The 25,780-nt window shown below is 68.6% G+C and carries 19 protein-coding genes and 1 tRNA gene; 5 read left to right on the top strand and 15 right to left on the bottom strand.

Annotated elements, in window-relative coordinates:
• Nucleotides 1-59: 59 nt before the first annotated feature.
• Entirely contained in the window at nucleotides 60-1,208 is a 1,149-nt protein-coding gene (locus ABZ463_RS00155; RefSeq protein ID WP_352009082.1) for a polysaccharide deacetylase family protein, read from the bottom strand.
• Nucleotides 1,209-1,395: 187 nt separating this feature from the next.
• The gene (gene polA, locus ABZ463_RS00150) at nucleotides 1,396-4,095 is read right to left on the bottom strand and encodes a DNA polymerase I (protein WP_352009081.1); all 2,700 of its coding nucleotides are present in this window, start codon (nucleotides 4,093-4,095) and stop codon (nucleotides 1,396-1,398) included.
• A 68-nt stretch (nucleotides 4,096-4,163) separates the two neighbouring features.
• Here polA and ABZ463_RS00145 point away from each other — a divergent pair, with 68 nt between their 5' ends.
• A complete protein-coding gene (locus ABZ463_RS00145) occupies nucleotides 4,164-4,583 on the top strand; it encodes a hotdog fold thioesterase (RefSeq protein WP_352009080.1) in 420 nt (139 codons plus the stop codon).
• 228 nt (nucleotides 4,584-4,811) lie between these two features.
• On the opposite strand, the gene ABZ463_RS00140 is transcribed toward ABZ463_RS00145, so the two are convergent.
• The 3 genes from ABZ463_RS00140 to ABZ463_RS00130 are packed head-to-tail and all read right to left on the bottom strand — an operon-like array spanning nucleotide 4,812 to nucleotide 7,291.
• Nucleotides 4,812-5,597 carry an amino acid ABC transporter ATP-binding protein gene (locus ABZ463_RS00140; protein WP_352009079.1) on the bottom strand — a complete coding sequence of 262 codons (786 nt, stop codon included), beginning with the start codon at nucleotides 5,595-5,597 and terminating at the stop codon, nucleotides 4,812-4,814.
• Nucleotides 5,594-6,445, bottom strand: coding sequence for an amino acid ABC transporter permease (locus ABZ463_RS00135; protein ID WP_362771587.1), 852 nt, complete (start codon nucleotides 6,443-6,445; stop codon nucleotides 5,594-5,596). Before ABZ463_RS00135 ends, ABZ463_RS00140 begins: the two co-directional genes overlap by 4 nt.
• A 3-nt stretch (nucleotides 6,446-6,448) precedes the next feature.
• The gene (locus ABZ463_RS00130) at nucleotides 6,449-7,291 is read right to left on the bottom strand and encodes an ABC transporter substrate-binding protein (RefSeq protein WP_352009077.1); all 843 of its coding nucleotides are present in this window, start codon (nucleotides 7,289-7,291) and stop codon (nucleotides 6,449-6,451) included.
• A gap of 342 nt (nucleotides 7,292-7,633) precedes the next feature.
• Between ABZ463_RS00130 and ABZ463_RS00125 the strand changes: the two genes are divergently transcribed.
• Nucleotides 7,634-8,185, top strand: coding sequence for a DUF4352 domain-containing protein (locus ABZ463_RS00125; protein ID WP_362771585.1), 552 nt, complete (start codon nucleotides 7,634-7,636; stop codon nucleotides 8,183-8,185).
• A gap of 50 nt (nucleotides 8,186-8,235) precedes the next feature.
• On the opposite strand, the gene ABZ463_RS00120 is transcribed toward ABZ463_RS00125, so the two are convergent.
• The 6 genes from ABZ463_RS00120 to ABZ463_RS00095 form a co-directional block, all read right to left on the bottom strand.
• Entirely contained in the window at nucleotides 8,236-8,955 is a 720-nt protein-coding gene (locus tag ABZ463_RS00120; protein WP_352009075.1) for an ABC transporter ATP-binding protein, read from the bottom strand.
• Nucleotides 8,945-9,757 carry an ABC transporter ATP-binding protein gene (locus ABZ463_RS00115; protein WP_362771583.1) on the bottom strand — a complete coding sequence of 271 codons (813 nt, stop codon included), beginning with the start codon at nucleotides 9,755-9,757 and terminating at the stop codon, nucleotides 8,945-8,947. Before ABZ463_RS00115 ends, ABZ463_RS00120 begins: the two co-directional genes overlap by 11 nt.
• Nucleotides 9,754-10,899 (bottom strand): branched-chain amino acid ABC transporter permease, encoded by a 1,146-nt coding sequence (locus ABZ463_RS00110; RefSeq protein ID WP_352009073.1) that lies wholly within the window; start codon nucleotides 10,897-10,899, stop codon nucleotides 9,754-9,756. Before ABZ463_RS00110 ends, ABZ463_RS00115 begins: the two co-directional genes overlap by 4 nt.
• Nucleotides 10,896-11,864 carry a branched-chain amino acid ABC transporter permease gene (locus ABZ463_RS00105; RefSeq protein ID WP_352009072.1) on the bottom strand — a complete coding sequence of 323 codons (969 nt, stop codon included), beginning with the start codon at nucleotides 11,862-11,864 and terminating at the stop codon, nucleotides 10,896-10,898. The genes ABZ463_RS00110 and ABZ463_RS00105 overlap by 4 nt, the downstream gene beginning before the upstream one ends.
• Before the next feature lie 160 nt (nucleotides 11,865-12,024).
• Complete coding sequence (locus ABZ463_RS00100) at nucleotides 12,025-13,188, bottom strand: branched-chain amino acid ABC transporter substrate-binding protein (RefSeq protein ID WP_362772204.1); 1,164 nt, start codon at nucleotides 13,186-13,188, stop codon at nucleotides 12,025-12,027.
• Between the two features lie 373 nt (nucleotides 13,189-13,561).
• Nucleotides 13,562-14,143 carry a response regulator gene (locus ABZ463_RS00095; RefSeq protein WP_352009462.1) on the bottom strand — a complete coding sequence of 194 codons (582 nt, stop codon included), beginning with the start codon at nucleotides 14,141-14,143 and terminating at the stop codon, nucleotides 13,562-13,564.
• Between the two features lie 129 nt (nucleotides 14,144-14,272).
• Between ABZ463_RS00095 and ABZ463_RS00090 the strand changes: the two genes are divergently transcribed.
• The 3 genes from ABZ463_RS00090 to ABZ463_RS00080 all read left to right on the top strand — a co-directional run bounded on the left by ABZ463_RS00090 (nucleotide 14,273) and on the right by ABZ463_RS00080 (nucleotide 15,803).
• Nucleotides 14,273-14,348 (top strand) — tRNA-Leu (locus ABZ463_RS00090).
• Between the two features lie 75 nt (nucleotides 14,349-14,423).
• The gene (locus ABZ463_RS00085) at nucleotides 14,424-15,179 is read left to right on the top strand and encodes a helix-turn-helix domain-containing protein (protein WP_352009071.1); all 756 of its coding nucleotides are present in this window, start codon (nucleotides 14,424-14,426) and stop codon (nucleotides 15,177-15,179) included.
• An 81-nt stretch (nucleotides 15,180-15,260) separates the two neighbouring features.
• Complete coding sequence (locus ABZ463_RS00080; protein WP_352009070.1) at nucleotides 15,261-15,803, top strand: GNAT family N-acetyltransferase; 543 nt, start codon at nucleotides 15,261-15,263, stop codon at nucleotides 15,801-15,803.
• Nucleotides 15,804-15,873: 70 nt separating this feature from the next.
• On the opposite strand, the gene pyk is transcribed toward ABZ463_RS00080, so the two are convergent.
• The 4 genes from pyk to gltB all read right to left on the bottom strand — a co-directional run bounded on the left by pyk (nucleotide 15,874) and on the right by gltB (nucleotide 25,695).
• Nucleotides 15,874-17,304, bottom strand: coding sequence for a pyruvate kinase (gene pyk, locus ABZ463_RS00075; protein WP_352009069.1), 1,431 nt, complete (start codon nucleotides 17,302-17,304; stop codon nucleotides 15,874-15,876).
• Nucleotides 17,305-17,926: 622 nt separating this feature from the next.
• Nucleotides 17,927-19,579, bottom strand: a complete 1,653-nt coding sequence (locus ABZ463_RS00070) for a S8 family serine peptidase (RefSeq protein WP_362771579.1) — start codon at nucleotides 19,577-19,579, stop codon at nucleotides 17,927-17,929.
• A gap of 117 nt (nucleotides 19,580-19,696) precedes the next feature.
• Nucleotides 19,697-21,175: a glutamate synthase subunit beta gene (locus ABZ463_RS00065; protein ID WP_362771577.1), complete on the bottom strand. Its 1,479-nt coding sequence runs from the start codon at nucleotides 21,173-21,175 to the stop codon at nucleotides 19,697-19,699.
• Nucleotides 21,176-21,189: 14 nt separating this feature from the next.
• Complete coding sequence (gltB, locus tag ABZ463_RS00060; RefSeq protein ID WP_352009066.1) at nucleotides 21,190-25,695, bottom strand: glutamate synthase large subunit; 4,506 nt, start codon at nucleotides 25,693-25,695, stop codon at nucleotides 21,190-21,192.
• Nucleotides 25,696-25,780: the final 85 nt, after the last annotated feature.

Here is a 25,780-nt window from a genome sequence, read left to right as displayed (position 1 = left end):
ACGAGCCTGGTCAATCCGGTAGCACGACACACCGATGACAAAGCCATGGCTCAACGCCGTCAGTAGGCATTGATCCGCTGCTTCCACTGCGGGCTGATATTACCCCGAAGTTCCCGTGGAACGGAGATGCGTTCGGGATCCCCGTCGGCCGTATACCGCTTGCCCGGGTGCTTGTTGAGCCACTCCAGCCAGTACTGCGAGCACCACTTACGGCATTCGCCCTTCTTGCCGTTGCTCTGGACCCGCTGGATCGCCCGCCAGTCGTAGTCCTTGGTGAACGGCGAGACCGACGGCTGCGCGCCGGCCAGGAAGACGCCCTTGAAGGCGAAGGAGGTGCCGTCCCACTTGCCCTTCTGGACGGTCGACCGTTTGCGCGGCATGGCGCCGAACGGCAGCGCCAGCGTGTCCGGGGTGCCCGCGCCGTACTTGGCCAGCATCCGCTGGACGCGGACGAGCTGCTCGGCGACCCGCTTCTTCGACAGGCCCGGCAGGTAGGGGTGGTCCCAGGTGTGGTTGGCCACCTCGAAGCCGCGCGAGGCCAGCCACCGCACCGCGTTCTCCTGGGCACGCGCGTCCCGCAGCCCGAAGGGCTGATGATTTACCCAAAATGTCGCGACAGGCCGAAAATCTGGGTACTTCTTGGCCACCTGATAGATGATTCCGACCGCGGTGTCCTTGAGCGGCACGCCCGCCTTGTCGAGCGCGAAGTGGCTCGGGTGACCGTCGTCGAAGGTCAGCACGACCGGGTGCTTGCCCGCCGGGACACGGATGTCGCCGGTGACGAACTCGTGCGCGGTGATCGGCACGTAGCCGTCCCTGGCCAGCCGCTCCATCTCCTGGCGCACCTGGGCGGGGGTCCTGTCGATGGAGGCCAGCCGCTTCTTCTGGATGCGGTGGTACATCAGCACCGGGACCACTCCGGCCTCGTTGGCCTTGACCTGCCGGGCGAACTCCGGCGAGGCCACCACCGGCGGCGGCAGCTCCGCGGAGGGCAGCGTGACCGCGGGCGAGGGGCCGGGCGACGGCGGCGGGGAGGGGGTCTGGGCGGGCGGTGTCACCGGCGGTGTGCTGAGCGGCGTCGCCGTACCCGCCAGTGAGACGGAGGTCGGCGCCGCGTCGGGGCGCACCAGGAGCACCACCACCGCGGTGATCACAACCACCACGTTGGCGAGCATGATGATCTGCGTCAGTGGCGCTGAACTCCGCACAAAACTCCCGTACCCATCGAGATCTCGACTGGATTACCACCCTAGAACAGACTCGGGCAGGCCGGGCAAACAACCAATGATCTACCTGGTCACCACTGGGTGTCCGCACGGGAACCACATCGTGACGACGCCCGCCCCGCGGAACGTCACGGGGCGGGTGCGGAGGATCGAACCGGGAAGGCGGCCCTCAGTGGCCCGCGTCCTCCCAGGTGCGGCCGACCCCGACGGAGACCTCAAGGGGGACGCGCAGCGAGTAGGCGGCGTTCATCCGGTCGACGACCAGCTCACGCAGGGTCTCCAGCTCTCCCGGCGCCACCTCGAACACCAGCTCGTCGTGGACCTGGAGCAGCATCCGCGAGCGCAGAGCGGCCTCCTTGACCGCGTCGTGCACACCGAGCATGGCGACCTTGATGATGTCGGCCGCCGACCCCTGGATCGGCGCGTTGAGCGCCATCCGCTCGGCCATCTCCCTGCGCTGCCTGTTGTCGCTGTTGAGGTCGGGCAGGTAGCGGCGGCGGCCCATGATGGTCTCGGTGTAGCCGTCCTGCCTGGCCTGGACGACGATCGCGTTGAGGAAGTCGCGGACGCCGCCGAACTCCTCGAAGTACTCGTCCTTGAGGGCCCTGGCCTCCTGCACCGGGATGCCGAGCTGCCCGGAGAGCCCGAAGTCGGACAGTCCGTAGGCGAGGCCGTAGTTCATCGCCTTGATCTTGGCCCGCATCTCACCGGTGACCTGCTGGGGCTCGATGTCGAAGACCCGCGCGGCGGTCGCCTGGTGGAAGTCGTGCCCGGACTCGAAGGCCGCGATCAGCGACGCGTCGCCGGACAGGTGGGCCATGATCCGCAGCTCGATCTGGCTGTAGTCGGCGGTCAGCAGGGTCTCGTAGCCCTGGCCGACCACGAAGCCCTGCCGGATCCTGCGGCCCTCGGCGGTGCGGATCGGGATGTTCTGCAGGTTGGGCTTCTCCGAGCTGAGCCGCCCGGTGGCCGCCATGATCTGGTTGAACGTGGTGTGGATCCGGCCGTCGTCGGCGATCTCCTTGATCAGCCCCTCGACCGTGACGCGCAGCTTGGCCTGGTCACGGTGTCTGAGCATGATGGCCGGCAGCTCGTGGTCGGTCTGCGTGGCCAGCCAGGCCAGCTGTTCGGCGTCCGTGCTGTAGCCGGTCTTGATCTTCTTGGTCTTGGGCAGCCCGAGCTTGACGAACAGGATCTCCTGGAGCTGCTTGGGCGAGCCCAGGTTGAACTGCTCCCCGACGGCGGCGTGCGCGGCGTCGACGGCCTGCTTGACCGCGGCGCCGAACTCGGCCTCCAGGCCGCTGAGGTAGGGACCGTCCGCGGCGATCCCGGCCCGTTCGAGCTCGGCCAGGACCGTCACCAGGGGCAGCTCGACGTCGCCCATCAGGTGGGTGCCGCCCCGTGGTTCGAGGAAGTCCTCAAGGGCGTCGGCCAGCTCCCGCACGGCCATGGCCCGCAGCCCGAGGTCGTGGGCGGCGTCGGTCTCCTGGTCGTCGAACAGGCTGGCCTGGCCGCTGTTGTCCTCCTCCCCGCGCAACTCCCGGCGCAGGTAGACCCGGACGAGGTCCTCAAGCGGGAACGAGCGCTGGCCGGGCATCGCCAGGTAGGCCGCCAGCGCCGTGTCGCTGGTCAGCCCGCGCAGGTCCATCCCCTGGGCCCACAGCGCCAGGATCAGCCCCTTGGCGTCGTGCACGGCCTTGGGCCGCGACGCGTCGCACAGCCACTCGCGCAGCGCCGCCTCGTCGGCCTCGGTGAGCGTCGTCTGGTCGATGAAGGCCGCGCCGCGCCCGCCGTCGCCGGGCGCGGCGATCGCGACGCTGTCGACCCGCCCGGTGCCGCTGCCGTGGGAACCCCGGAAGGCCAGGCCCGCCCGGCCCTCCGGCATGGCCCGCAGCCAGGGCCCGACCTCGTCCGGCCCGAGCACGACCGTCTCGACCTCGAAGCCCTCGCCCGTCTCCGGCTCGGCCGAGGAGAGGGTCTTGAACAGCCGGTCGCGCAGCTCGCCCCTGAACTCCAGCGTGTCGAGGATCTTGTCGATCTCGGCGCGCTCGCCCTGGCCGACCGTCAGCGCCGTGACCTCGGCTTCGAGCGGGACGTCCCGGGTGAGCTGGGTGAGACGGCGGTTCAGCAGGACCTGGTCGAGGTGGTCGCGCAGCTTGTCCCCGACCTTGCCCTTGACCTCGTCGACCCGGTTGACCAGTTCCTCCAGCGAGCCGAACTCGCGGATCCACTTGGCCGCGGTCTTCTCGCCGACACCGGGGATGTTCCTGAGGTTGTCGCTGCTGTCGCCTCTGATGGCCGCGAAGTCGGGATACTGGGCGGGGGTGAGCTCGTACTTCTCCAGCACGGCCTCGGGCGTGAACCTGGTCATGTTGCTGATGCCGACCCTGGTCATCAGCACCGTGATGCGCTCGTCGACCAGCTGGAGCGCGTCGCGGTCACCGGTGACGACCAGCACGTTCATGTCCTGCGCGGCGGCGCGGGTGGCGAGCGTGGCGATCAGGTCGTCGGCCTCGTATCCGGCCAGCGACAGGTACGGCACGCGCAGGGCGTCGAGCATCTCGTGGATCAGGCTCATCTGGCTGCGGAAGCTGTCCGGGGCCGCGCTGCGGTTGGCCTTGTACTCCGGGTACTCCGTATGCCGGAACGTCGGCTCTGACCGGTCGAAGCAGACCGCCACGTGCGTGGGCCGCTCGTCACGGAGCACGTTGACCAGCATGGAGGTGAACCCGAAGACGGCGTTGGTCGTCTGCCCCGTCGTGGTGGAGAAGTTCTCCTCGGGCAGGGCGTAGAAGGCCCGGTATGCCAGGGAGTGTCCATCCAGCAGCAGCAGACACGGACGCGAGGGGGTCGCTTCGTTCTTCGGCACAGGGGAAGCCTAGTCTCCTGATACGACAGAAAACGCTGGTCCCGCGACAAGGAGACGCCCCCTTGACCATGACAGACCCACAGGAAGTCGCCCGGATCCTCGAAGAGACCCTCGGCGGCGCCGGTGGCGCGCTCGTCGAACGGATGGGCATCGAGCTGACCGGGGCCTCCCCCGAGCGGGTCACGGGCCGCATGCCCGTCGAGGGCAACACCCAGCCGTACGGCCTGCTGCACGGCGGGGCCTCATGTGTGCTGGCCGAGACCCTGGGCTCGATCGGGGCGGCCCTGCACGCGGGCCAGGGGCGTGTCGCGGTCGGCATCGAGATCAGCGCCACCCACCACCGCGCCGTCAGCTCCGGCCACGTCACCGGCGTCGCGACCCGGGTGCACGGCGGCAGGAGCGTGGCGACCTACGAGATCGAGATCACCGACGAGCGGGACCGCAGGGTGTGCAGCTCACGCCTGACCTGCATGCTGCGCGACGCCTGAACGGGAACTCACCGGTTTTCGATCATTACCCGACCTCCCCTTTTTGCACTCTTGCCACAGGAGTCGCTACGGTGGGTGACATCGATGCCCGTGGGGGAGCCGAGTAGAAAACGCGCAGGGTCGGGGAAGTCCTGCGCGGCGCCAAAGGCTCTCCCCGGGCTCGTGTTCGCTCGGCCCCGTACGGCCCGCCCCGGGCCCTTCCGGGCTCGGGCCGTACGGGGCCGAGGGTCACACGTCGGTGTGCGTGGGGTCGAGCACCCGGCGCAGGAAGCTCCTGGTCCGTTCGTACCGGGGTGAGCCGATCACCTGGTCCGGGGGGCCGTCCTCGACGATCACGCCTCCGTCCATGAAGACCACGCGGTCGGCCACGTCCCTGGCGAAGGCCATCTCATGGGTGACCACGAGCATCGTCATGCCCTCCTCGGCCAGTTTGCGCATGACCGTGAGCACGTCGCCGACCAGCTCCGGGTCGAGCGCGGAGGTCGGTTCGTCGAAGAGCATCAACGCGGGGTTCATGGCCAGCGCCCTGGCGATGGCCACCCGCTGCTGCTGGCCGCCGGACAGCTGGGCCGGGTAGAAGGCCGCCTTCTCCAGGACGCCGACCTTCGCCAGGTGCTCCCTGGCGATCCGCTCGGCCTCGGCCGCGCCGCGCCTGAGCACCCGCCGCTGGGCGATCATCACGTTCTGCAGCACGGTCATGTGCGGGAAGAGGTTGAACTGCTGGAAGACCATGCCGACACGGCGCCGGGCCGCGTCGATGTCGACGTCGGGGTCGGTCAGTTCGACGCCTTCGAGCACGACCTTGCCCGAGGTCGGCTGCTCCAGCAGGTTCACGCAGCGCAGCAGCGTCGACTTGCCCGACCCGGAGGGGCCGATGACGCACACCACCTGGCCGGGGTCGACGGCGAAGTCGATCCCCCTGAGCACCTCCAGCCTGCCGAAGCGCTTGTGCAGGTCCCTGATCTCGACCGCGTGCGCCACGGGGGCGGCCGCCTGGGTCGTCGGCTCGGTCATCGCCGTCCCCTCCCCTGCCGTCTCTCCAGCCGGTTCGCGAGGTAACCCAGCGGGATCGTGACGAGCAGATACGTGATGCCGACGACCAGGATGGGCGTGGCGTTGGCGTGTGTGGAGGCCAGGTCGTTGCCGAACTTGGTGAGCTCGACGTACTCGCTGGTCACGCCGAGGAACAGCACCAGTGAGGAGTCCTTGAGCAGGGACACGAACTGGTTGGTCGTCGGCGGGATGACGATCCGCACGGCCTGCGGGATGACGATGCTGACCGTGGCGCGGGTGTGGGACATGCCCAGCGAGCGCGCCGCCTCCATCTGGCCCTTGGGAACGGCCTGCAGGCCCGCGCGCAGCGTCTCGGCCATGTAGGCGGACCCGACGACCGTCAGGCCCAGGATGCCCTGCCCGTAGGTGTCGCCGGGCACCTGGAAGCCGGGCAGCGCCTGTGGCAGGAACAGGATGAGCAGGAAGATGAGCAGCGCGGGCAGGCCCCGGAAGACCTCGATGTAGGCGATCGCGAGCCATCGGTACGGCAGCACCGACGACATCCTCATCAGGGCCAGCAGCAGGCCGAACAGGAAGGCGAAGACGAAACCGCCGACCGAGTAGATGATCGTGTTCTTCAGCGCGACCGTGATCACCTCGGGCCACGCCTCGGCGGCGATCTCCGGCTTGGCGAAGTTCTGCGCCAGACTGTTCCAGTCGATGCGCAGGACGAGGAACACGGCCACGGCGACCAGCACGGCGTACTGGACGGCCCGGCTGACGCGTTGTCTCTTTCGCGGACTGAGCCGGGTCCTGCGGGCGCGCCCCGCCGGACCCGGTTTCTCAGCCGTCGTTGACTGGTCGGTCATGGATCAGCCGAGCTCTCCGGGCTTCTTACCGAACCACTTGACGTAGAGCTTCTCGTAGGTTCCGTCCGCCTTGGCCGTGGTGATCGCCTCGTCGACGGCCTTGAGCAGCGCCGGGTCGGCGCCCTTCTTCAGGCCGATGCCGTACTGCTCACCGGTGTCCAGGCTGGCGAGCAGCTCGAACTTGTCGGCGATCTCCGGCTTCTTCAGCCAGGCCAGCACGACCGGCAGGTCCTGGACGATCACGTCGACCTGGCCGGACTGCAGGCCGAGCAGCTCCTTGGGCGAGTCCGCGAACTCCTTGGGGTCGAAGCCGTTCTTCCTGACGTACTCCAGGCCCGTGGTCGAGGCCTGCGCGCCCAGGCGCAGGTTCTTCGCCTTGACCTCCTCAAGGGTCTTGATCCCGATGCCCTTCTTGCCGAGCAACGCCTGGGTCGCGTCGAAGTACGGAACGGAGAAGTCGATGTTGGCCTTGCGCTCGGGCGTGATGGTCATGCCCGCCGCCGCCACGTCGCACTTGCCCGCGGCCATCGCCGCGCCGCTCTTGATGACGGCGAAGTCGATGTCGACGACGTCCTGGGTCAGGCCGAGCTTCTTGGCCGCCAGGTCGACGATGTCGATGTCGAAGCCGACGGTCTTGTCCCCTTCCTTGAACTCGAAGGGCTCGTAGGGAAGGTTCGTGCAGGTGGTCAGCTTGCCAGGGTGGACCACCTTCACGCCGCCCTCCGAGGGGGCGCTCGCGGAGGAACCTCCGGTGTTCTCGGTACCGCAGGCCGCGAGGCCGAACGTGCCGGCGACCACCACCGCCCCCGCCGCGAGCACACGACGGGAAACAAAACTCAGGCCCACAAGGCCTCCTTCGGTCAGAGTCACATCGTGGACAGTTACCTCCGGGTAATACTGCCCACCCGTACGGACGTATGGATCACCGCTACAACACGATTCGGACAACAACCCCTTTCGGCGCCACCATGATCGGTATCATGCCCCACCAGGCCCTTGACACCTTCGGACGCCGAGTGGTCAACACTGCCACCCAATACGGTCCGGGACAGGAAATCACCAAGCCACAAAACGGTGCAAATATTCTATCTTCGCACTTCAGGTGGGGTAAAGGCCGCTACGAAACTCCCCGAATCCATGGGGAAAGCGCATTGAGGAACAGCCCACGCCTCGGTTACCTTGCCCGGTGTGCGCAACCTCCCAAAGACGTTGACCGGTGCCGTCCTGGCCACCGCGCTCCTCACCGCGTGCTCGGGGCAGCCCTCCGCGGCCCCCTCCCCCTCGCCCACCCCCACCTACCGGCTGACGCCCCGCCCGGTACGGCCGGGCGAGCACCCGGTCACCGCCGTGCCCGTGACGGACGGCGACATCCGCTTCCAGGTGATCGGCCTGCAGACCGGCCTGAACGGGTTCGTCGGCAGCCACGGCGAGTGGCAGGCCAAGGGCCAGTACGTGGTCGTGCGGATCGTCGCCGAGAACCCGGGCCGCACCAACTCCCGCTTCGTCGCCGGCCGCCAGCGGCTCCTCACCGCCGACGGCACGGCCCACTCCGTCGACAGGTTCGCCCAGGCCATCAAACGCCAGCCGGACACCCTCCCGCTCGGCGCCGAGGTCAGGATCGAGATGGACCTGTGGTTCGACGTCCCCAAGGACGCGAAGATCACCGGCGTCCGCCTGTACGGCGACCCGCCCCTCGGCGTCGGCGGCACCACCCAGGGCGCGACCGTCCCCCTGGGCTAGGCCGGGCACGTCCTCGCCGCACGCGCGCGGTGAGGACGTGGAACCCCTTCCTAGGCCTCGTGCCCGAGCCCGCCGCCCAGGTAGGCGGCCTGCACGTCGGGGTCGTTGAGCAGGTCGGCGGCGGGCGCGCTCTTGACCACCTTGCCGGTCTCCAGGACATAGGCCCGGTGCGCCAGCTTCAGCGCCTGCTGGGCGTTCTGCTCGACCAGCAGCACCGTGGTCCCACGGCGGTTGATCTCCTCGATGATCGAGAAGATCTGCTGCACCATCAGCGGCGCCAGCCCCATCGACGGCTCGTCGAGCAGCAGCACCTTCGGCTTGGCCATCAGCGCGCGCCCGATGGCCAGCATCTGCTGCTCACCGCCGGACATCGTGCCGCCCATCTGCGTCCTGCGCTCGGCGAGCCTCGGGAACAGCTCGTAGACCTCGGCCAGGTCCGCGTCGAAGTCACCGGAACGGGTGTAGGCACCCATGAGCAGGTTGTCGTGCACCGTCATACCGGGGAAGACCCCCCGGCCCTCAGGCGCCTGCCCCAGGCCCGCCAGGACCCTCTTGTGACCCGGCATCTTGCTGATGTCCTGGCCGTCGAAGACGACGCTGCCCGACGTCAGGCCACGCAGACCGGAGATCGTCTTCAGGGTCGTGGTCTTGCCCGCCCCGTTCGCGCCGATGAGCGTGACGATCTCGCCCTCGTTCACCTCGACCGAGATGCCCTTGAGCGCCGCGATCTTTCCGTAGTGGACGTGGATGTCCTTGACCTCAAGAAGCATCTGCGGGAGCCCCCAAATACGCCTCGATGACCCGGGGGTCGCTCCGCACCTCGTCCGGCAGGCCGTCGGCGATCTTCTGGCCGAAGTCCAGCACCGCGATACGGTCGCTGATGCCCATGATGAGGCTCATGTCGTGTTCGATGATGAGAATCGTCCGCCCCGCGTCGCGGATGTCGCGGATCAGCTGCTGCAGGGCGACCTTCTCCGCCGGGTTCATACCGGCGGCGGGCTCGTCGAGCAGCAGCAACTTCGGGTTGGTCGCCAGCGCGCGGGCGATCTCCAGCCTGCGCTGGTCACCGTAGGGCAGGTTCTTGGCGTGGTCGTTCGCCCGATGCGAGATGCCGACGAAGTCGAGCAGCTCCATCGCCAGCGCGCGCCCCTCACGCTCCGCCCTGCGGTGCGCGGGAAGCCCGAGAGCCACGCTCAGCATGCCCGAACGGTGGTGCGCGTCCGCGCCCACCATGACGTTCTCCACAGCCGTCATGTTGTGGAACAGCCGGATGTTCTGGAACGTACGGGCGACGCCCCGCTTGGTGATCCTGAAGCGCTTGACACCGCTGATCCGCTCGCCCTGGAAGAGGACCTGCCCCTCCGTCGGCTGGTAGACCCCGGTCACCACGTTGAAGACCGTGGTCTTGCCCGCGCCGTTCGGACCGATGAGAGCGAAGATCTCCCCCTCGCCGATGGTCAGATCGACCTCGCGCAGCGCCGTGACGCCGCCGAACCGCATGACAAGACCCTGCAGTTCCAGCATCGCTCGGCCACCGCGCCCACCGGCCGTCCCGCTCACCTCGGTGCTCATCGGGAGGCCACCTCCTCACCATGCGACTCGGGACCGGACACCTCTGCGCCGAGGCTTCCCATCCCGCCCGATCCCTCTTGCAGCTCCGCCTTGCGTTGACGCGAGGGCAGCAGCCCCTCGGGCCGGAAGATCATCAGAGCGACCAGCACCGCGCCGAAGATCAGCATGCGGTAGTCCTGCAGGCCACGGAAGCGCTCAGGCAGCCACGCCACGACGAACGCGCCGAGGATGACACCCGGCAGGTTGCCCGCGCCGCCCATGACCACCGCGGCCAGGATCGTCGCGGACAGCAGGAACTGGAAGTCGTTCGGGTTGATCGAGATGGCCTTGGCCGCCCACAGCACGCCCATCGCGCCGCCGATCGAGGCACCGATCGCGAAGGCGAGCATCTTGAAGCGGAACGTCGGCACACCCATGACCTCGGCCGCGTCCTCGTCCTCACGGATCGCCGCCCAGGCCCGTCCGACCCGGCTCTTCTCCCAGCGCTTCACCAGGATGATCACGATGACCGCGAGCGCGACCAGCAGGTAGTAGTAGGGCCGCGGGTCGAGCACGCCGTACTTGAAGATCGCCACGTCACCGATCGTGATGTCGGGGAAGCTCGGCGGGTGCGGGATGCCGCGGACGCCGTTCGGGCCGCCGATCGCGTCGGTGTTACGCGCCGTGATCCGGATGATCTCGCCGAAGCCCAGCGTGACGATCGCCAGATAGTCGCCGCGAAGCCGCAGCGTCGGAGCGCCCAGCGTGATGCCCGACAGGGCGCACAGCCCGATGCCGACGACCAGGATCAGCCAGAAGTTCCAGCCGAGCCTGGTGCCGATCAACGCCATCGCGTAGCCGCCGACCGCGTAGAACGCGACGAACCCCAGGTCGAGCAGGCCCGCCTGACCGACGACCACGTTGAGCCCGATGGCCAGCACCACATAGGTGCCGATCGGGAAGAACAGGATGCTCGCCCAGTCCGTGTAGGGCGACATGAACGAGCCGATGCTCTCCGAGGGCAGCAGCAGCGCCCCGACGATCAGGAGAACGTAGACGACCCAGCGCTGCCAGCCCGGCGTGTTCAGCCAGCGCTCGTGTACGGCGTCGCCGTACTGGCTGAGCCTGTGACGGAAATCTGCCAGTGAATTCTTCTGGTTCATGCGCGCGCCTGCTGGAGTGATTCACCGAGGATTCCGGTGGGGCGGAACATCAGGACCAAGACGAGGATGCTGAAGGAGATCACGTGCTTCCAGTCGGAGCCCGCGAAGATCGCCCCGTAGTTCTCCACGAGGCCGAGCACCACACCGCCCACCAGAGCACCGCGCAGGTTGCCGATGCCGCCCAGGACCGCCGCGGTGAACGCCTTGATCCCGAAGAGGAAGCCGATGTAGTAGTACGTGTTCTCGTACGAGATCAGATACAGCGCCCCGGCCACACCGGCCATGCCGCCGCCGATCAGGAACGTCATCCGGACGATCTTGTTGATGTCGACGCCCATGAGGACCGCCGCCTCCGGATCCTGCGCGGTGGCGCGGATACCACGGCCGATCTTCGTACGGTTGACGAGGGCGTCAAGGGCGATCATCATGCCGACCGCCGCCACGATCACCAGCACCTGGTCCGCCCGGACCGAGTGGCCGAAGATCGAGAAAAGCTCGTTCCGTTCCATCAACCGGGGAAGGCCCATCTGGATGCGGCCTTGCTGCGGGCGGTTGAAGACGTTCGGAATCACCAGGAGCGCGAACAGCTCCTGCAGGAAGATCGAGGCACCGATGGCCGAGATGAGCGCCGCGAGGCGGGAGGCCCCGCGCTTGCGCAACGGCCGGTACGCGATCCGCTCCAGCGCCACCGCGGTTCCCGCGGAGGCGAGCATCCCGGCCACGACCATCAGCAGGATCACCCCGGCCAGCGCGATGCCGGTCAGAGGTGAACTTATGCCGAACACGAACGGGACGAACATCGCGCCGAAGGTCCCGATCATGAACACTTCCGAGTGCGCGAAGTTGATCAGACGCAGCACGCCGTACACCATGGTGTAGCCGAGCGCTATCAGGGCGTAGATCGAACCGAAGGCCAGGCCGTCGATTGTGGCCGGCCAGAACTGATTGATGAAGTCATTGAGCACTAGGGTTTACCACTTCTAGCGGGGGTCGCCTGCACTGCCGGTAGCACACCGCTTCCAGCAGAACCTCGTGGACTCTGGTGGAAGTACACAGAAAGCGGGACCGCGCTTCGGCGATCCCGCTCCCCGTGCGCCAACTACCTTCTCTTCTCGCGGTCCGTCCCTAGCCCAGCTTGGCCTCGGTGGCCTTGCCCAGCAGCGTGATGGCGCCGCCCTTGACCTGGTAGATGTAGATGTCCTTGGCGACGACCTCACCGTTGTCGCCGAACTTCACCTGCTTGGAGACACCGGCCAGGTCAACGGTCTTGATGAACTCGTTGATCTTGTCGGTGGTGGTGTTGCCCGCCTTGACCGCCTCGACGAAGACGGACGCGGCGTCGTAACCCTCAGAGGCGTAGATCGCCGGGTCGGCGTTGAACTTCGCCTTGTAAGAGTCGGCGAAGCTCTTCACCTTCGGGTCGGTGACATCGGGGGTGGCGATGTAGCAGGGGCAGCCGACGAGGGCGCCCTCGGCGTTCTGCGCGCCGGCGCCGTCGATGAGGCCCTTGTCCAGCGAACCGTCGCCGGAGAAGAACTTCGCGTCCTTCACGCCCTTGTCACGCAGCTGCTTGAGCAGGTTGCCGCCCGCCGCGTAGTAACCACCGAAGAAGATCGCGTCAGGCTTGGCCGCCGCGACCTTGTTCACCACCGAGGAGAAGTCGCTCTCGGCCGGGTCGAGTGAGTCGTTGGTCAGCTTCACACCCTTGGTGCCGAGCTGCGTACGGACCGCGTCGGCCAGCGGCTTGCCGTACTCCGACTTGTCGTCGATGACGAAGACGTTCTTCGCACCCGCCGCACCCGCGATGAAGTCCGCGATACCGGGACCCTGAACGCCGTCGTTCGGCAGCACACGGTGCCAGAACTTCCAGCCGTTCTCCGCGAGCTTGGCGTTCGTCGCCGAGGCCGTGATGCTCGGAACACCCGCTTCTTCGAGCACCGGCGCGACCTGCGCGGACTCACCGGAGAACGCCGGGCCGATCAGGCCGGCGACCTTGTCGCTCTTGATGGCCTGCTGCGCCAGCGCGACGGCCTTGGAGGCGTCACCCTGGCTGTCGTACTTGACCAGCTCGATCTTCACAGCCGGGTTCGTCTTGTTGTACTCGTCGACGACGAGGTTCGCGCCGTTCCACGGCGGAATGACGATACCCGCGTTGGCGCCGGTCAGGTCACCCATGAAACCGATTTTGACGGTCCCGGCAGCGGAGGCGGCGGAACTGGAGCCACCGTCCGACTGCGGGGTCCCAGAGCCACTGTTACCACAAGCAGCGAGACCGAGGGTGAGCGCCACACCGGCAGCGAGCACTCCACCGAGGCGAGCAGTCTTGGGCCGCAAGGTTGCCTTCCTTTCGCCCGACCCCTCATGGGGAGCGGGTTCACAGATGCCCTCCCTGACGGAGTGGCCAGGGGGTTGTGTCGGTTAGTACAGCCAGCGGATGTCACGGGTCGATACAGGACAGGCCACCGTAACTATTTCGTTATTACACCGATTCTTTTCAGCTATAACTGACAAAAGTCATGGTCACCACGCGCATCACCACCCTCACATAGATCACTTCGAAGATGCAAAAGCCCGCGTCAGACCGGGGTCACCGGAGCCGCGCGGGCTTAACAAACAGGAAACCTTCCTAAAGGAAGGGGGGCCTCCCCACCGGGCCCACCCCTCACTCCCCCGGCGCACCCCCGGCCCCGGACACCCCGTCGACCACGATCTGCGCCACCTGACGCATGCTCAACCGGCGATCCATCGACGCCTTCTGAATCCACCGGAACGCCTGCGGCTCACTCCACCCGTGCTCCGACATCAACAGGCCCTTCGCCCGCTCGACCAGCTTGCGCGTCTCCAGCCGATCAGAGAGCGACCCCACCTCCCGCTCAAGCGCCACGATCTCCTCGTGCCTGCTGACCGCCATCTCGATCGCGGGCACCAGATCCGACTTCGTGAACGGCTTCACCAAATACGCCATGGCTCCGGCGTCCCTCGCCCGCTCCACCAGATCACGCTGGGAGAACGCCGTGAGAATCAGACACGGGGCGATCCGCCGCGACACGATCTGCTCGGCGGCCGAGATTCCGTCCAGGATGGGCATCTTCACATCCAGGATCACCAGATCGGGCCGGTGCTCGGCGGCCAGCGCGACGGCGGCCTCCCCGTCCCCGGCCTCCGCGACGACGGCGTACCCGTCCTCCTCCAGCATCTCCTTCAGGTCGAGGCGGATCAGAGCCTCGTCTTCCGCGATCACCACTCGCCGCTGCGTACTCACGAGCAAGAGAGTACCGATGTCCGCTAGATTAGAACCACGCCGGTGCCCACAGCCGATCCAGTTCTGGGTAAGCTCACCACCGGCACACAATCCGGACAAGTCCGGAAATATGCCCTGATATCCCAACGGCAGAGGAAATGGTCTCAAACACCATCTAGTGTGGGTTCGAATCCCACTCAGGGCACCAAAGGTCAGACCCCTCGGCGCACCGCGCGTTTTTGTCGCACCCTCCTGCGAAACTCTCCGCATGTATCACCTCACTGTGCGTCAGAGAGTGCTCCGGCTGCTCGATTCCGGGCAGACCATAAGCTCGGTCAGTCGCCAGACGGGTGTTTCCCGGGCGACGGTCAGGCAGTGGCGGGACCATCCCGACCGTCCGCCCTCCCGTACGGCCTCGTGTCCCCGGTGTCAGGAGATCCCGCAGCCTCCCACACCCGGTGACGTCTACGCCTACCTTCTGGGCCTTTATCTCGGTGACGGCTGTATCAGTGCCGTCGGAGACCCCGCGAAACAGGTGTGGTCACTACGGATCATGTGCGCGGACGCCTGGCCCGGGCTCCAGGAGGAGTGCGTCCAAGCCCTCACCGTCATCAGACCGGGCAACAAGGTCCGCAGGCTCCCCCGCCAGGGATGCACAGAGATCAACTGCTTCTCCAAGCACTGGCCTCACCTGTTCCCCCAGCACGGGCCGGGAAAGAAACACGAACGCCGGATCAGTCTGGAGAGCTGGCAGCGAGAGATCGTCGAGGCCAATCCCGGCAGCCTTGCACGGGGCCTTTTCCACTCCGACGGATGCAGATCGAACAACCGGGTCCGGCGAGAGTTCGGCGGCCGGTCACAGTGGTACGAATATCCGCGTTACCTCTTCGTCAACGAATCCCGTGACATTCTCACCCTCTGTGAGGAGACCCTCGACATGCTCGGGGTCGCCTGGAGTCGTCCCAAGCCGAACACCGTTTCCGTCGCCCGCAGGGAGGCCGTCGAGAGGCTGGACGAGTTCGTCGGCCCGAAGCACTGACGGTCCGCGTGGACGACTTGCCGCTGAGGGGAGGCATCGGGAAGAGTCGGCGGTTGCGGCCCTTCGATCTGAGAGGCAGACATGACTGGTGGTGTCGTCCCGGGGGAGCTCCGTCTGAGCGGGCACGGCCTGGTGTTGCGGGAGTGGGAGGACGATGACCTGGAGACGATGGTCGGCCTGTTCGACGATCCCGAGGTGGCCTACTGGACGCCTCTGGTCTCCCCGTTCGATCTGGAGGCCGCCCGGCTCTATCTGAAGCGTGCGCGGGAGCGCCGGGCGGCGGGGCAGGCCGTCCAGCTGGCCATCACAGAAGGCTCGGGGGCGGCGCTGGGTGAGGTGCTGCTGATGTGGAGCGAGCCCGGTTCGGGGGTCGCGGAGATCGGTTACAGCGTGGGTGCGGCCCATCGGGGGCGTGGGCTGGCGGTGCGGGCGGTGCGGGTCATGACGGAGTTCGCCCGGGGCACGCTGGGGATCGACCGGTTGCTGCTGGAGATCGAGAAGGAGAACACGGCGAGCGCGGCGGTGGCGGGCGCGGCGGGTTACTCCCTGACGGAGGCGCCGCCGATTCCCGGTGAGGAGAAGGGCAGGAGGTTGTTCCTGCGGACGTGGGAGTACGACGGTTGACCCGCCGTTGGCCCACGATGCCGGTACGGCGGGCGTCGGGGCGCCGGCCGTACCGGTTGGGTGCGGTTGGTCAGGCGGGGTGGGAGACGGCCGCGCCGATGGTGTGGACGCGCAGGGCGTTGGTCGAGCCCGCGGTGCCGGGAGGGGATCCGGCGACGATGACGACCTTGTCGCCCTTCTCCAGGCGGGCGTTGGCGAGCAGGGAGGCCTCGACCTGGCGGACCATGTCGTCGGTGTGGTGGACGAAGGGCACCTCGAAGGTCTCCACGCCCCAGGTGAGGGCCAGCTGGTTGCGGACGTGGGGGGCGGAGGTGAAGGCGAGCAGCGGGATGGGCGAGCGGTAGCGGGCCAGGCGGCGGGCGGTCTCGCCGGACATGGTGAAGGCGACGAGGGCTTTGGCCCCGACGATGGCGCCGACCTCGGCCGCGGCGCGGGCGATGGCGCCTCCGGTGGTCTCGGGCAGCCGGTCGAGGCTGTGCGTGGCGTGCAGGGAGGTCTTCTCCGCGGCGACCGCGATGCGGCTCATGGTCTGGACGGTCTCGATGGGGTAGTTGCCGACGGAGGTCTCGCCGGAGAGCATGACGGCGTCGGCGCCCTCCATGACGGCGTAGGCGACGTCGGAGGCCTCCGCGCGGGTCGGGCGGGGGGCGGAGATCATGGAGTCGAGCATCTGGGTGGCGACGATGACCGGCCGGGCCTTCTCGTGGCAGAGCTGGATGGCGCGTTTCTGGACGATCGGCACCTCTTCGAGGGGTAGTTCGACGCCGAGGTCGCCGCGGGCGACCATGATGCCGTCGAAGGCCTCGATGATCTCGGGGAGCCGTTCGACCGCCTGGGGCTTCTCGATCTTGGCGAGCAGCGGGAGGCGGACGGCTTCCTGTTCCATGATGTTGCGGACGACGTCGGCGTCCGAGGGGCGCCGGACGAAGGACAGGGCGATGAGGTCGAAGCCGGTGCGCAGGGCCCAGCGGAGGTCCGCCTCGTCCTTGTCGGTGAGGGCGGGGGCGCTGACGTTGACGCCGGGCAGGTTGAGGCCCTTGTTGTCGGAGATCATGCCGCCGATGATCACGCGGGTGGTCACGCGGGGGCCGTCGATGCGGGTGACCTCCAGGTGGACGCGTCCGTCGTCGACGAGAATGCTGTCACCGGGGCGGACGTCCTTGTGGAGGCCGAGGTAGGTGGTCGAGACCTGTTCGCGGTCACCGGGGACGTCCTCGGTGGTGATGGTGAAGACGTCTCCGAAACCGAGGCGGACGGGGCCCTCCTCGAACTTTCCGACGCGGATCTTGGGGCCCTGCAGGTCGGCGAGCACGCCCACACCGCGGCCGAGTTCGGCGGCGGCCTCCCTCACCCTGTCGTATACCTCTTTGTGCAGTTCCTGGCTGCCGTGGCTGAGGTTGAAACGAGCCACGTCCATGCCTGCGGCGATGAGTTCGCGGAGGCGTTCCGGGGAGGAGGTGGCGGGGCCGAGGGTACAGACGATTTTTGCGCGACGAGTCACGGGTCCCACCCTAATTGGTACAGACCACTTGGTCGTTACGTTGGCCGGAGCAGGGGTGAAAAACTCGATGACATCGTGTCACCGGTGCGAGCCCGGGTGTTGCCGTTGAACGCCTGTGGGGTGCCGGGGGCGTTGAGGCGGCGGCCCGGAGTCGTGGCCTGTGAACGCGGGCGCGGACCATGATGGCCGAGGGGTCTCGGTCGCGGCGGTGCCGTACGGCCGGGCGTCGGGACCGGCCGGGTACGGCGATCTCCATCCGGCCGGCGGGATGAGCCCGTCGGACTTCTTCGGGGCGTCCGATGCGATCGGTGCTGGTCCTGCCGTACGTGGTCGAGGGGGTTCGCGGTCGTCGTGCCGCACCGGCGGCGGTGAGCCGTGGCGGCGCTCCGGCCTGGTGCCCGTGTGCGGCGACGCGGGCGGTCAGGGGCCTGACCCGCCTGCCGGTGGCGGGGGTGGGACGGAGCGGGTCCCGGCGGGGCGGTGCCGTACGTCGTCGTATGGACGGTTGCAACGCCGCGGGTGTGGCAGCCGGCCTCACAGGGCCGGGGCGGACGCGGCTCCGCCCCGGTTCAGGCGCCCTCGCGGGGCGTCACCGGCCCGTGTGGGTGTGACGCCCGGAACGTCAGGGGGCGATGGTCGCGGCCTTGGCGGCGTCGACGATGCCGCGGCCGTAGAAACCGTTGCGGGACTTGGAGCCCTGGCAGGTGTGGGCGGCCTCGTCGCCGAAGCCCTGGTAGACGTAGCGGCGGGGCTTGGGGCAGGAGGTGCGGGTCGCGCTGGCGTAGAGCAGCCGTTCGACGTCGGCGGGGCGCATGGTGACGCCGTCCTTGGACGGTTTGCCGAAGCGGCTGATGATCACGGCGGCGACGCCGGTGGCGTGCGGGGCGGCCATGGAGCTGCCGGCGAGGTACTGGTAGTAGGCGCAGGTTCCCGCCTTGCAGTCACGTACGACGGAGCCGCTGCGCGGTTTGCCGTCGGCGTCGATGAGGTGTTCGGCGCGGAGCACGTTTTCCGGGGCCGCCGCCAGAACGGTCCTGGTGATGTCCTGGCCGCTCTCGCCGTCGGCGGCGTCGCCGCCGGGGGCCGCCAGGTCGGTCTGTTCGAGGCCGTAGTCGGAGTAGGAGGCCTTGCGCTTGGTCGGGCCGACTGCGGAGACCGAGATGACGCCCTTGGACTCGGCGGGGACGCTGAGGCAGGAGTTGCCGATCTTACGGGTGCGCTGCGCGTCGAGGGGGTAGTCGGGGCTGATGAGGTCGGTCTTCGGGTTTCCGAGGTCGGTGGCCTCGTTGCCGATGGCGCTGATCAGGGTGACGCCGTGTGCGCGGGCGTAGTCGAGGGCGCGCTGCATGCCGGTGATGACGCCGCGCTGTTCGAGTTGTTCCGCTTTGGAGTCGCGGGGGTTGGCGGTGCAGTTGAACAGCCACGGGTCGATGTAGTAGCTCATGTTGACCACGTCGATGCCGTTGTCCGCGGCGTAGGTGAGGGCGTCGATGCTGGGTTTGAGGAAGAACATCCCGGAGTCCTGGCCCGCGCGGAGGTTGACGAGGGAGACGCCGGGGGCGACACCTGCGACGCCCAGGCCGTTGATCGGGGAGGCGATGGTGCTGGCCACGTGGGTTCCGTGGCCGTCGTCGTCCCGGTCGACGGGGTCCTTGCAGCCCTTGAACTCGCAGGGGCCGTCGAGTTCCTTGCCGTTGGGGTCCTTGGGGATGTCGGTGACGAAGTTGCGGCTGAGGCCGCGGTTGAAGTTCGGGGCGATGTCGGGGTGTTTGCCGTCGATGCCGGTGTCGATGACGCCGACCAGCACCCGCTTGTCGCCGGGGGCGGTGGCGTGCGATCCGGTGGCGGTCGCGCCGATCATCTTCATGTCCCACTGCCGTCCGGCGAGGGGTTCGCCGCCGCTGAGGGCGATGGTCCTGATGTCGGAGACGTTGACCCCGGTCGCCGTGGCGGGGACGGAGGCGGCGTGGCCGATCCTGCGGTCGCCGGAGACTCCGGCGACGGAGGGGTCACCGGCGAGGCTCTCCACGAAGCCGGCGGCGGGGCCTCTGGCGACGACGTAGCCGAGTTTGGGTTCGGTGGAGAGCGGGGTTCCCCCGGCCTCCTCGACGGCCCTGACCGCTCCGGTCCGTGCGCCGTCGGCGTAGAAGACGAGGTAGTCGCGCAGCGCCCCGCCGCCGGCCGTGGCCTGGTTCGCGGGGGCGGCCGCGGTGAGACCCGCAACCACGGCGACGACGGCTGCCGCCCCGGTCAGGCGTGCGCGCCAGCGGTTCATCGATCCTCCACATCCGTTGGAGCCAGGAGAATCATCCTCAAGCCATCCGACCTGCAAAGCAAACCGATGTTCCCGGTACGGCGGGCGCAGAGCCGTACCGGGAACGCCGGGTCGTGTTCAGACCAGGGGTCTGGCGGTCGGCGGGATCGCCGTCGGCAGGGCGGTCTGGCCGGTGAGGTAGCGGTCGACGGCCGCGGCGGCGGAGCGGCCCTCGGCGATCGCCCAGACGATCAGCGACTGGCCGCGTCCCATGTCTCCGGCGACGAAGACGCCCTCGGCGGAGGTCATGTAGCCCTTGTCCCTGGCGACGTTGCCCCGGGCGTCGAAGAACTCGCCGTCGGCGGAGTCCGCGAGGTCCTGGAGCAGGCCGGCCTTCTCCGGGCCGACGAAGCCCATGGAGAGGGTGACGAGGTCTGCGGGGATCTCCCGTTCGGTGCCGGGGATCGGCTTGAAGCCGTTCGCGGGGCCCTCGACCTCGACGAGACGCAGTGCCCTGACGTTGCCGTCGGCGTCGCCGACGAACTCGGTGGTCGAGACGGCGTAGACGCGGTCGCCGCCGCCGTCGGCCAGTTCCTCGTGGGCGCTCTCCATCTTGAACAGGATGGGGAAGGTGGGCCAGGGCTGGCTGCCGGGGCGCTCGGCCGGGGGCTGTGGCATGATCTCCAGCTGGGTGACGGAGGCCGCCCCCTGGCGGATCGCGGTGCCGATGCAGTCGGCTCCGGTGTCGCCGCCTCCGATGACCACGACGTGCTTGTCCTTGGCGTCGATCGCCGAGACGGTGTGGTCGCCCTCCTGGACCTTGTTGGCCAGGGGGAGGTACTCCATCGCCTGGTGGACGCCCTTGAGGTCGCGTCCGGCGACCGGCAGGTCCCGCCACAGGGTGGCGCCGCCGGCCAGGACGACGGCGTCGAACTCCGCGCGGAGCTGGGCGGCCGTGACGTCGACGCCGACGTTGACGCCGGTGCGGAACTCGGTGCCCTCGGCCCGCATCTGGGCGAGCCTGCGGTCGATGTGCCGCTTCTCCATCTTGAACTCGGGGATGCCGTAGCGCAGCAGGCCGCCGACGCGGTCGGCGCGTTCGAACACCACCACGTCGTGCCCGGCCCTGGTGAGCTGCTGGGCGGCGGCCAGGCCCGCGGGCCCCGAGCCGACGACGGCGATCTTCCTGCCGGTCCTGGCCGTGGGGGTCTGGGGGGTGACCCAGCCCTCGTCGAAGGCGCGGTCGATGATCTCGACCTCGACGCGCTTGATCGCCACCGGGTCCGAGTTGATGCCGAGCACGCAGGCGGCCTCGCAGGGCGCGGGGCACAGGCGGCCGGTGAACTCGGGGAAGTTGTTGGTGGCGTGCAGGCGTTCGACGGCCTCGCGCCAGTCGTCGCGGTAGACCAGGTCGTTCCACTCGGGGATGAGGTTGCCCAGGGGGCAGCCGTTGTGGCAGAACGGGATGCCGCAGTCCATGCAGCGGGACGCCTGCTTGGTCAGGGCGGGCCTGGGGAAGTCCTGGTAGACCTCCTTCCAGTCGCGGATGCGCACGTCGACCGGGCGGCGGGCGGGCAGCTCGCGTCCGTGAGTGAGGAAACCCTTCGGGTCAGCCATCGGTGTGTACCCCCTTATCCCTGCACCGCGGCCGTCATGACCGCCTCGTCGATGTCTCTGCCCTCGCGCCTGGCGGCCTCGGCCGCGCGCAGCACCCGCTTGTAGTCGGTCGGCATGATCTTGCGGAAGCGGGCCGGGTCCCAGTCGGCCAGGAGTTCCTTGGCGACGGGCGAGCCGGTCTCCGCCAGGTGGGTCTCGACGATCTCCCGCAGTGTGTCGGCGTCGGTCTCGTCCAGGTCCTCGATCTCGACCATCTCGCGGTTGATCCGCGCGGTTTCCGGGTCGAGGAGGTAGGCGACGCCGCCGGACATGCCCGCGGCGAAGTTGCGGCCGGTGGGGCCGAGGACGACGACCCTGCCGCCCGTCATGTACTCGCAGCCGTGGTCGCCGACGCCCTCGACGACGGCGGTCGCCCCGGAGTTCCGTACGCAGAAGCGTTCGCCGACGACGCCGCGGATGTGGGCCTCGCCGGAGGTCGCTCCGTACAGGCCGACGTTTCCGGCGATGATGTGGCCGTCGAGGGGGGCCTCCTCGTGCGGCCTCACGGTGATCCGGCCGCCGGACAGGCCCTTGCCGAGGTAGTCGTTGGCGTCGCCGGTCAGGCGCAGGGTGACGCCCCTGGGCACGAAGGCGCCGAAGGAGTTGCCCGCTGAGCCGGTGAAGCGGACGTCGATGGTGTCGTCGGGCAGTCCCGCGCCGCCGTACCGCTTGGTCACCTCGTGGCCGAGCATGGTGCCGACCGTACGGTTGACGTTGCGGATGGGCAGGTCGAGCGTGACCGGGTCGCCGTTGGCCAGGGCGCCTTCGGCGAGCTGGATCAGGGTGTGGTCGAGGGCTCGTTCCAGGCCGTGGTCCTGTTCGGTGACGCGGCGCAGCGCAGTTCCCTCGGGGAGTTCCGGGCGGTGCAGGATCGGCGTGAGGTCCAGGCCTGAGGCCTTCCAGTGCTGCTCGGCGGGGGCGGTGTCCAGCAGTTCCGCGTGTCCGACGGCTTCGTCGAGGGTTCGGAAGCCGAGGGCGGCGAGGTATTCGCGGATCTCCTCGGCGATGAACTCGAAGAAGTTGACGACGAACTCGGGCTTGCCGCTGAAGCGCCTGCGCAGCTCGGGGTTCTGGGTCGCGACGCCGACCGGGCAGGTGTCCAGGTGGCACACGCGCATCATCACGCAGCCGGAGACGACCAGCGGGGCGGTGGCGAAGCCGTACTCCTCGGCGCCGAGCAGCGCGGCGATGATCACGTCACGGCCGGTCTTGAGCTGGCCGTCGACCTGCACGACGATGCGGTCGCGCAGCCCGTTGAGCAGCAGCGTCTGCTGGGTCTCGGCCAGGCCGAGCTCCCAGGGGGCGCCCGCGTGCTTGAGGGAGGTGAGCGGGGAGGCGCCGGTGCCGCCGTCGTGGCCGGAGATGAGCACGACGTCGGCGTGGGCCTTGGACACGCCCGCCGCGACCGTGCCGACGCCGACCTCCGCCACGAGCTTGACGTGCACGCGGGCGGCCGGGTTGGCGTTCTTCAGGTCGTGGATGAGCTGGGCGAGGTCCTCGATGGAGTAGATGTCGTGGTGCGGCGGCGGCGAGATGAGGCCGACGCCGGGGGTGGAGTGCCTGGTCTTGGCGATCCAGGGGTAGACCTTGTGGCCGGGCAGCTGGCCGCCCTCGCCGGGCTTGGCTCCCTGGGCCATCTTGATCTGCAGGTCGTCCGCGTTGACGAGGTACTCGGAGGTGACGCCGAAGCGGCCCGAGGCGACCTGCTTGATGGCCGAACGGCGGGCGGGGTCGTGGAGCCGGTCGGGGTCCTCGCCGCCCTCGCCGGTGTTGGACTTGGCGCCGAGGCGGTTCATCGCGACGGCGAGGGTCTCGTGCGCCTCCCTGGAGATGGAGCCGTAGGACATGGCGCCGGTCGAGAAGCGCTTGACGATCTCGCTGACCGGTTCGACCTCGTCGATCGGGACCGGTTCGCGGACTCCCTCACGGAGGGTGAACAGGCCGCGCAGGGTCATCAGCCGCTCGGCCTGGGAGTCGACGAGGGAGGTGTACTCCTTGAAGATCTCGTAGCGGCGTGAGCGGGTGGCGTGCTGCAGCTTGAAGACGGTCTCGGGGTTGAACAGGTGGGGTTCGCCCTCGCGGCGCCACTGGTACTCGCCGCCGACCTCAAGCCTGCGGTGGGCGTTCTCCGCCCTGGGGTAGGCGCGGGCGTGGCGCAGCGCGGACTCCCCGGCCAGGACGTCGAAGCCGACGCCGCCGAGGCGGGAGGTGGTGCCGGTGAAGCAGGTGCCGATGACGTTCTCGTCGAGGCCGAGCGCCTCGAAGATCTGCGCGCCGGTGTAGGAGGCGACGGTGGACACGCCCATCTTGGACATGACCTTCAGGACGCCCTTGCCGTACGCCTTGATGAGGTTGCGCACGGCCTTGTCGCGCTCGACCTTCAGGACGCCGGAGGCGATCATGTCCTCGACGGTCTCGATGGCGAGGTAGGGGTTGACGGCGCCCGCGCCGTAGCCGATGAGCAGGGCCATGTGGTGGGCCTCACGTGCCTCGCCGGTCTCGATGACCAGGCCGACCCGGGTGCGGGTCTTCTCGGCGATGAGGTGGTGGTGCACCGCGCCGGTGAGCATCAGCGACGGGATGGGCGCGAGGGCGTCGGAGGAGCCCCGGTCGGACAGCACGATGATCCGTGCGCCGCCCTCGATCGCCGCGGAGACCTCGGTGCGGATCTCCTCGATGCGGTGGAGCATGGCCTCGCCGCCGCCGTGGACCTCGTAGAGGCCGGAGACGACGTGCGGGCGGAAGCCGGGCAGCGCGCCTTCGTCGTTGATGTGGATGATCTTGGCGAGCTCGTCGTTGTCGATCACCGGGTAGGGCAGCACGAGCTGGCGGCAGGAGGAGGGCTCGGGGGCGAGCAGGTTGCCCTCGGGGCCGAGCGTGCTGGCCAGGGAGGTGACGAGTTCCTCGCGGATCGCGTCCAGCGGCGGGTTGGTGACCTGCGCGAACAGCTGGCTGAAGTAGTCGAACAGCAGCCTGGGCCGGTCGCTGAGGACGGCCACGGGGGTGTCGGTTCCCATGGAGCCGATGGGCTCGGCGCCCGTGGTCGCCATGGGCGCCAGGATGATCCGCAGCTCCTCCTCGGTGTAGCCGAAGGTCTGCTGCCGCTTGATGAGCGCCTCGTGGGTGGGGATCTCCCGCGAGCGGGCGGGCAGTTCCTCGAAGCGGACCAGGCCCGCGTGCAGCCAGTCGCCGTAGGGCAGTTCGGCGGCGAGCCGGGCCTTGATCTCGTCGTCCTCGATGATCTTGCCGCGGGCGGTGTCGACCAGGAACATCCTGCCGGGCTGCAGGCGGCCCTTGCGGACCACGTCCTGCGCGGGGATGTCGAGGACGCCCGCCTCCGAGGCGAGTACGACGAGGCCGTCGGTGGTCACCCAGAACCGGCCGGGGCGCAGGCCGTTGCGGTCGAGGACCGCGCCGACGAGGGTGCCGTCGGAGAAGGTGATCGAGGCGGGGCCGTCCCAGGCCTCCATGAGGGTGGAGTGGAACTCGTAGAAGGCCCGCCGTGCGGGGTCCATCTCGGTGTTGTTCTCCCACGCCTCGGGGATCATCATCAGCACGGCGTGGGGCAGTTCGCGTCCGGCGAGGTGGAGCAGTTCGAGCGTCTCGTCGAAGGAGGCGGTGTCGGAGCCGTCCGGGTCGCAGATCGGGAACAGCCGCGACAGGTCGCCGGGCAGGGCGGCGGTGCTCAGCATGGCCTCGCGGGCACGCATCCAGTTGCGGTTGCCCTTGACCGTGTTGATCTCGCCGTTGTGGGCGACGTAGCGGTAGGGGTGCGCCAGCGGCCAGGAGGGGAAGGTGTTGGTCGAGAAGCGCGAGTGGACCAGCGAGATGGCGGTCTCGTAGCGCTCGTCGCTCAGGTCGGGGAAGAAAGGCTCGACCTGGCCGGGGGTGAGCATGCCCTTGTAGACGATCGTCCGTGAGCTGAGCGAGGGGAAGTAGACCTTCGTCTCGTGCTCGGCCCGCTTGCGCAGGCAGAAGGCGATCCGGTCCAGCTGGAGGCCGCTCTCACCTCCGGGGGAGGAGACGAACAGCTGCGCGAAGTGCGGCATGGTCGCACGGGCGCTGGGGCCGGGCAGTGCCCGGTCGGTCGGGACGTCGCGCCAGCCGAGGACCGTGAGGCCCTCCTCGTCCGCGATCCGCTCGATCTGCCGTACCGCGTCGTGGCGGGCTTCCGCCTCGGCGGGCAGGAAGGCGGTGCCGACCGCGTACGAGCCCGCCTCGGGGAGCGGGAAGCCCGCCTCCGCGCGGAGGAAGGTGTCGGGGATCTGCGTGAGGATGCCGGCGCCGTCACCGGTGTCGGGCTCGCTTCCCTGGGCTCCCCGGTGGTCGAGGTTGCACAGGGCCGTCAGCGCCTTTGTGACGATGTCGTGGCTGCGGCGGCCCGCGACGTCGGCGACCATGGCGACGCCACAGGCGTCGTGCTCGTTCGAAGGGTGGTACAGGCCCTGGGGCTCGGGGAAACCGAGGTGGGCAGCAGGCATCGAATCCCTCCCGTCGTCTCGCTGCTCTGGATCAAGCTAGGGACGACGTTGGCCCTGCTGCGTGGTGGGTAGACATTACCGTACC

This window comes from Streptosporangium sp. NPDC020145 (assembly GCF_040631275.1).
In the GTDB taxonomy this organism is placed as follows: Bacteria; Actinomycetota; Actinomycetes; order Streptosporangiales; family Streptosporangiaceae; genus Streptosporangium.
This window is presented reverse-complemented; position numbering and strand designations above follow the sequence as displayed.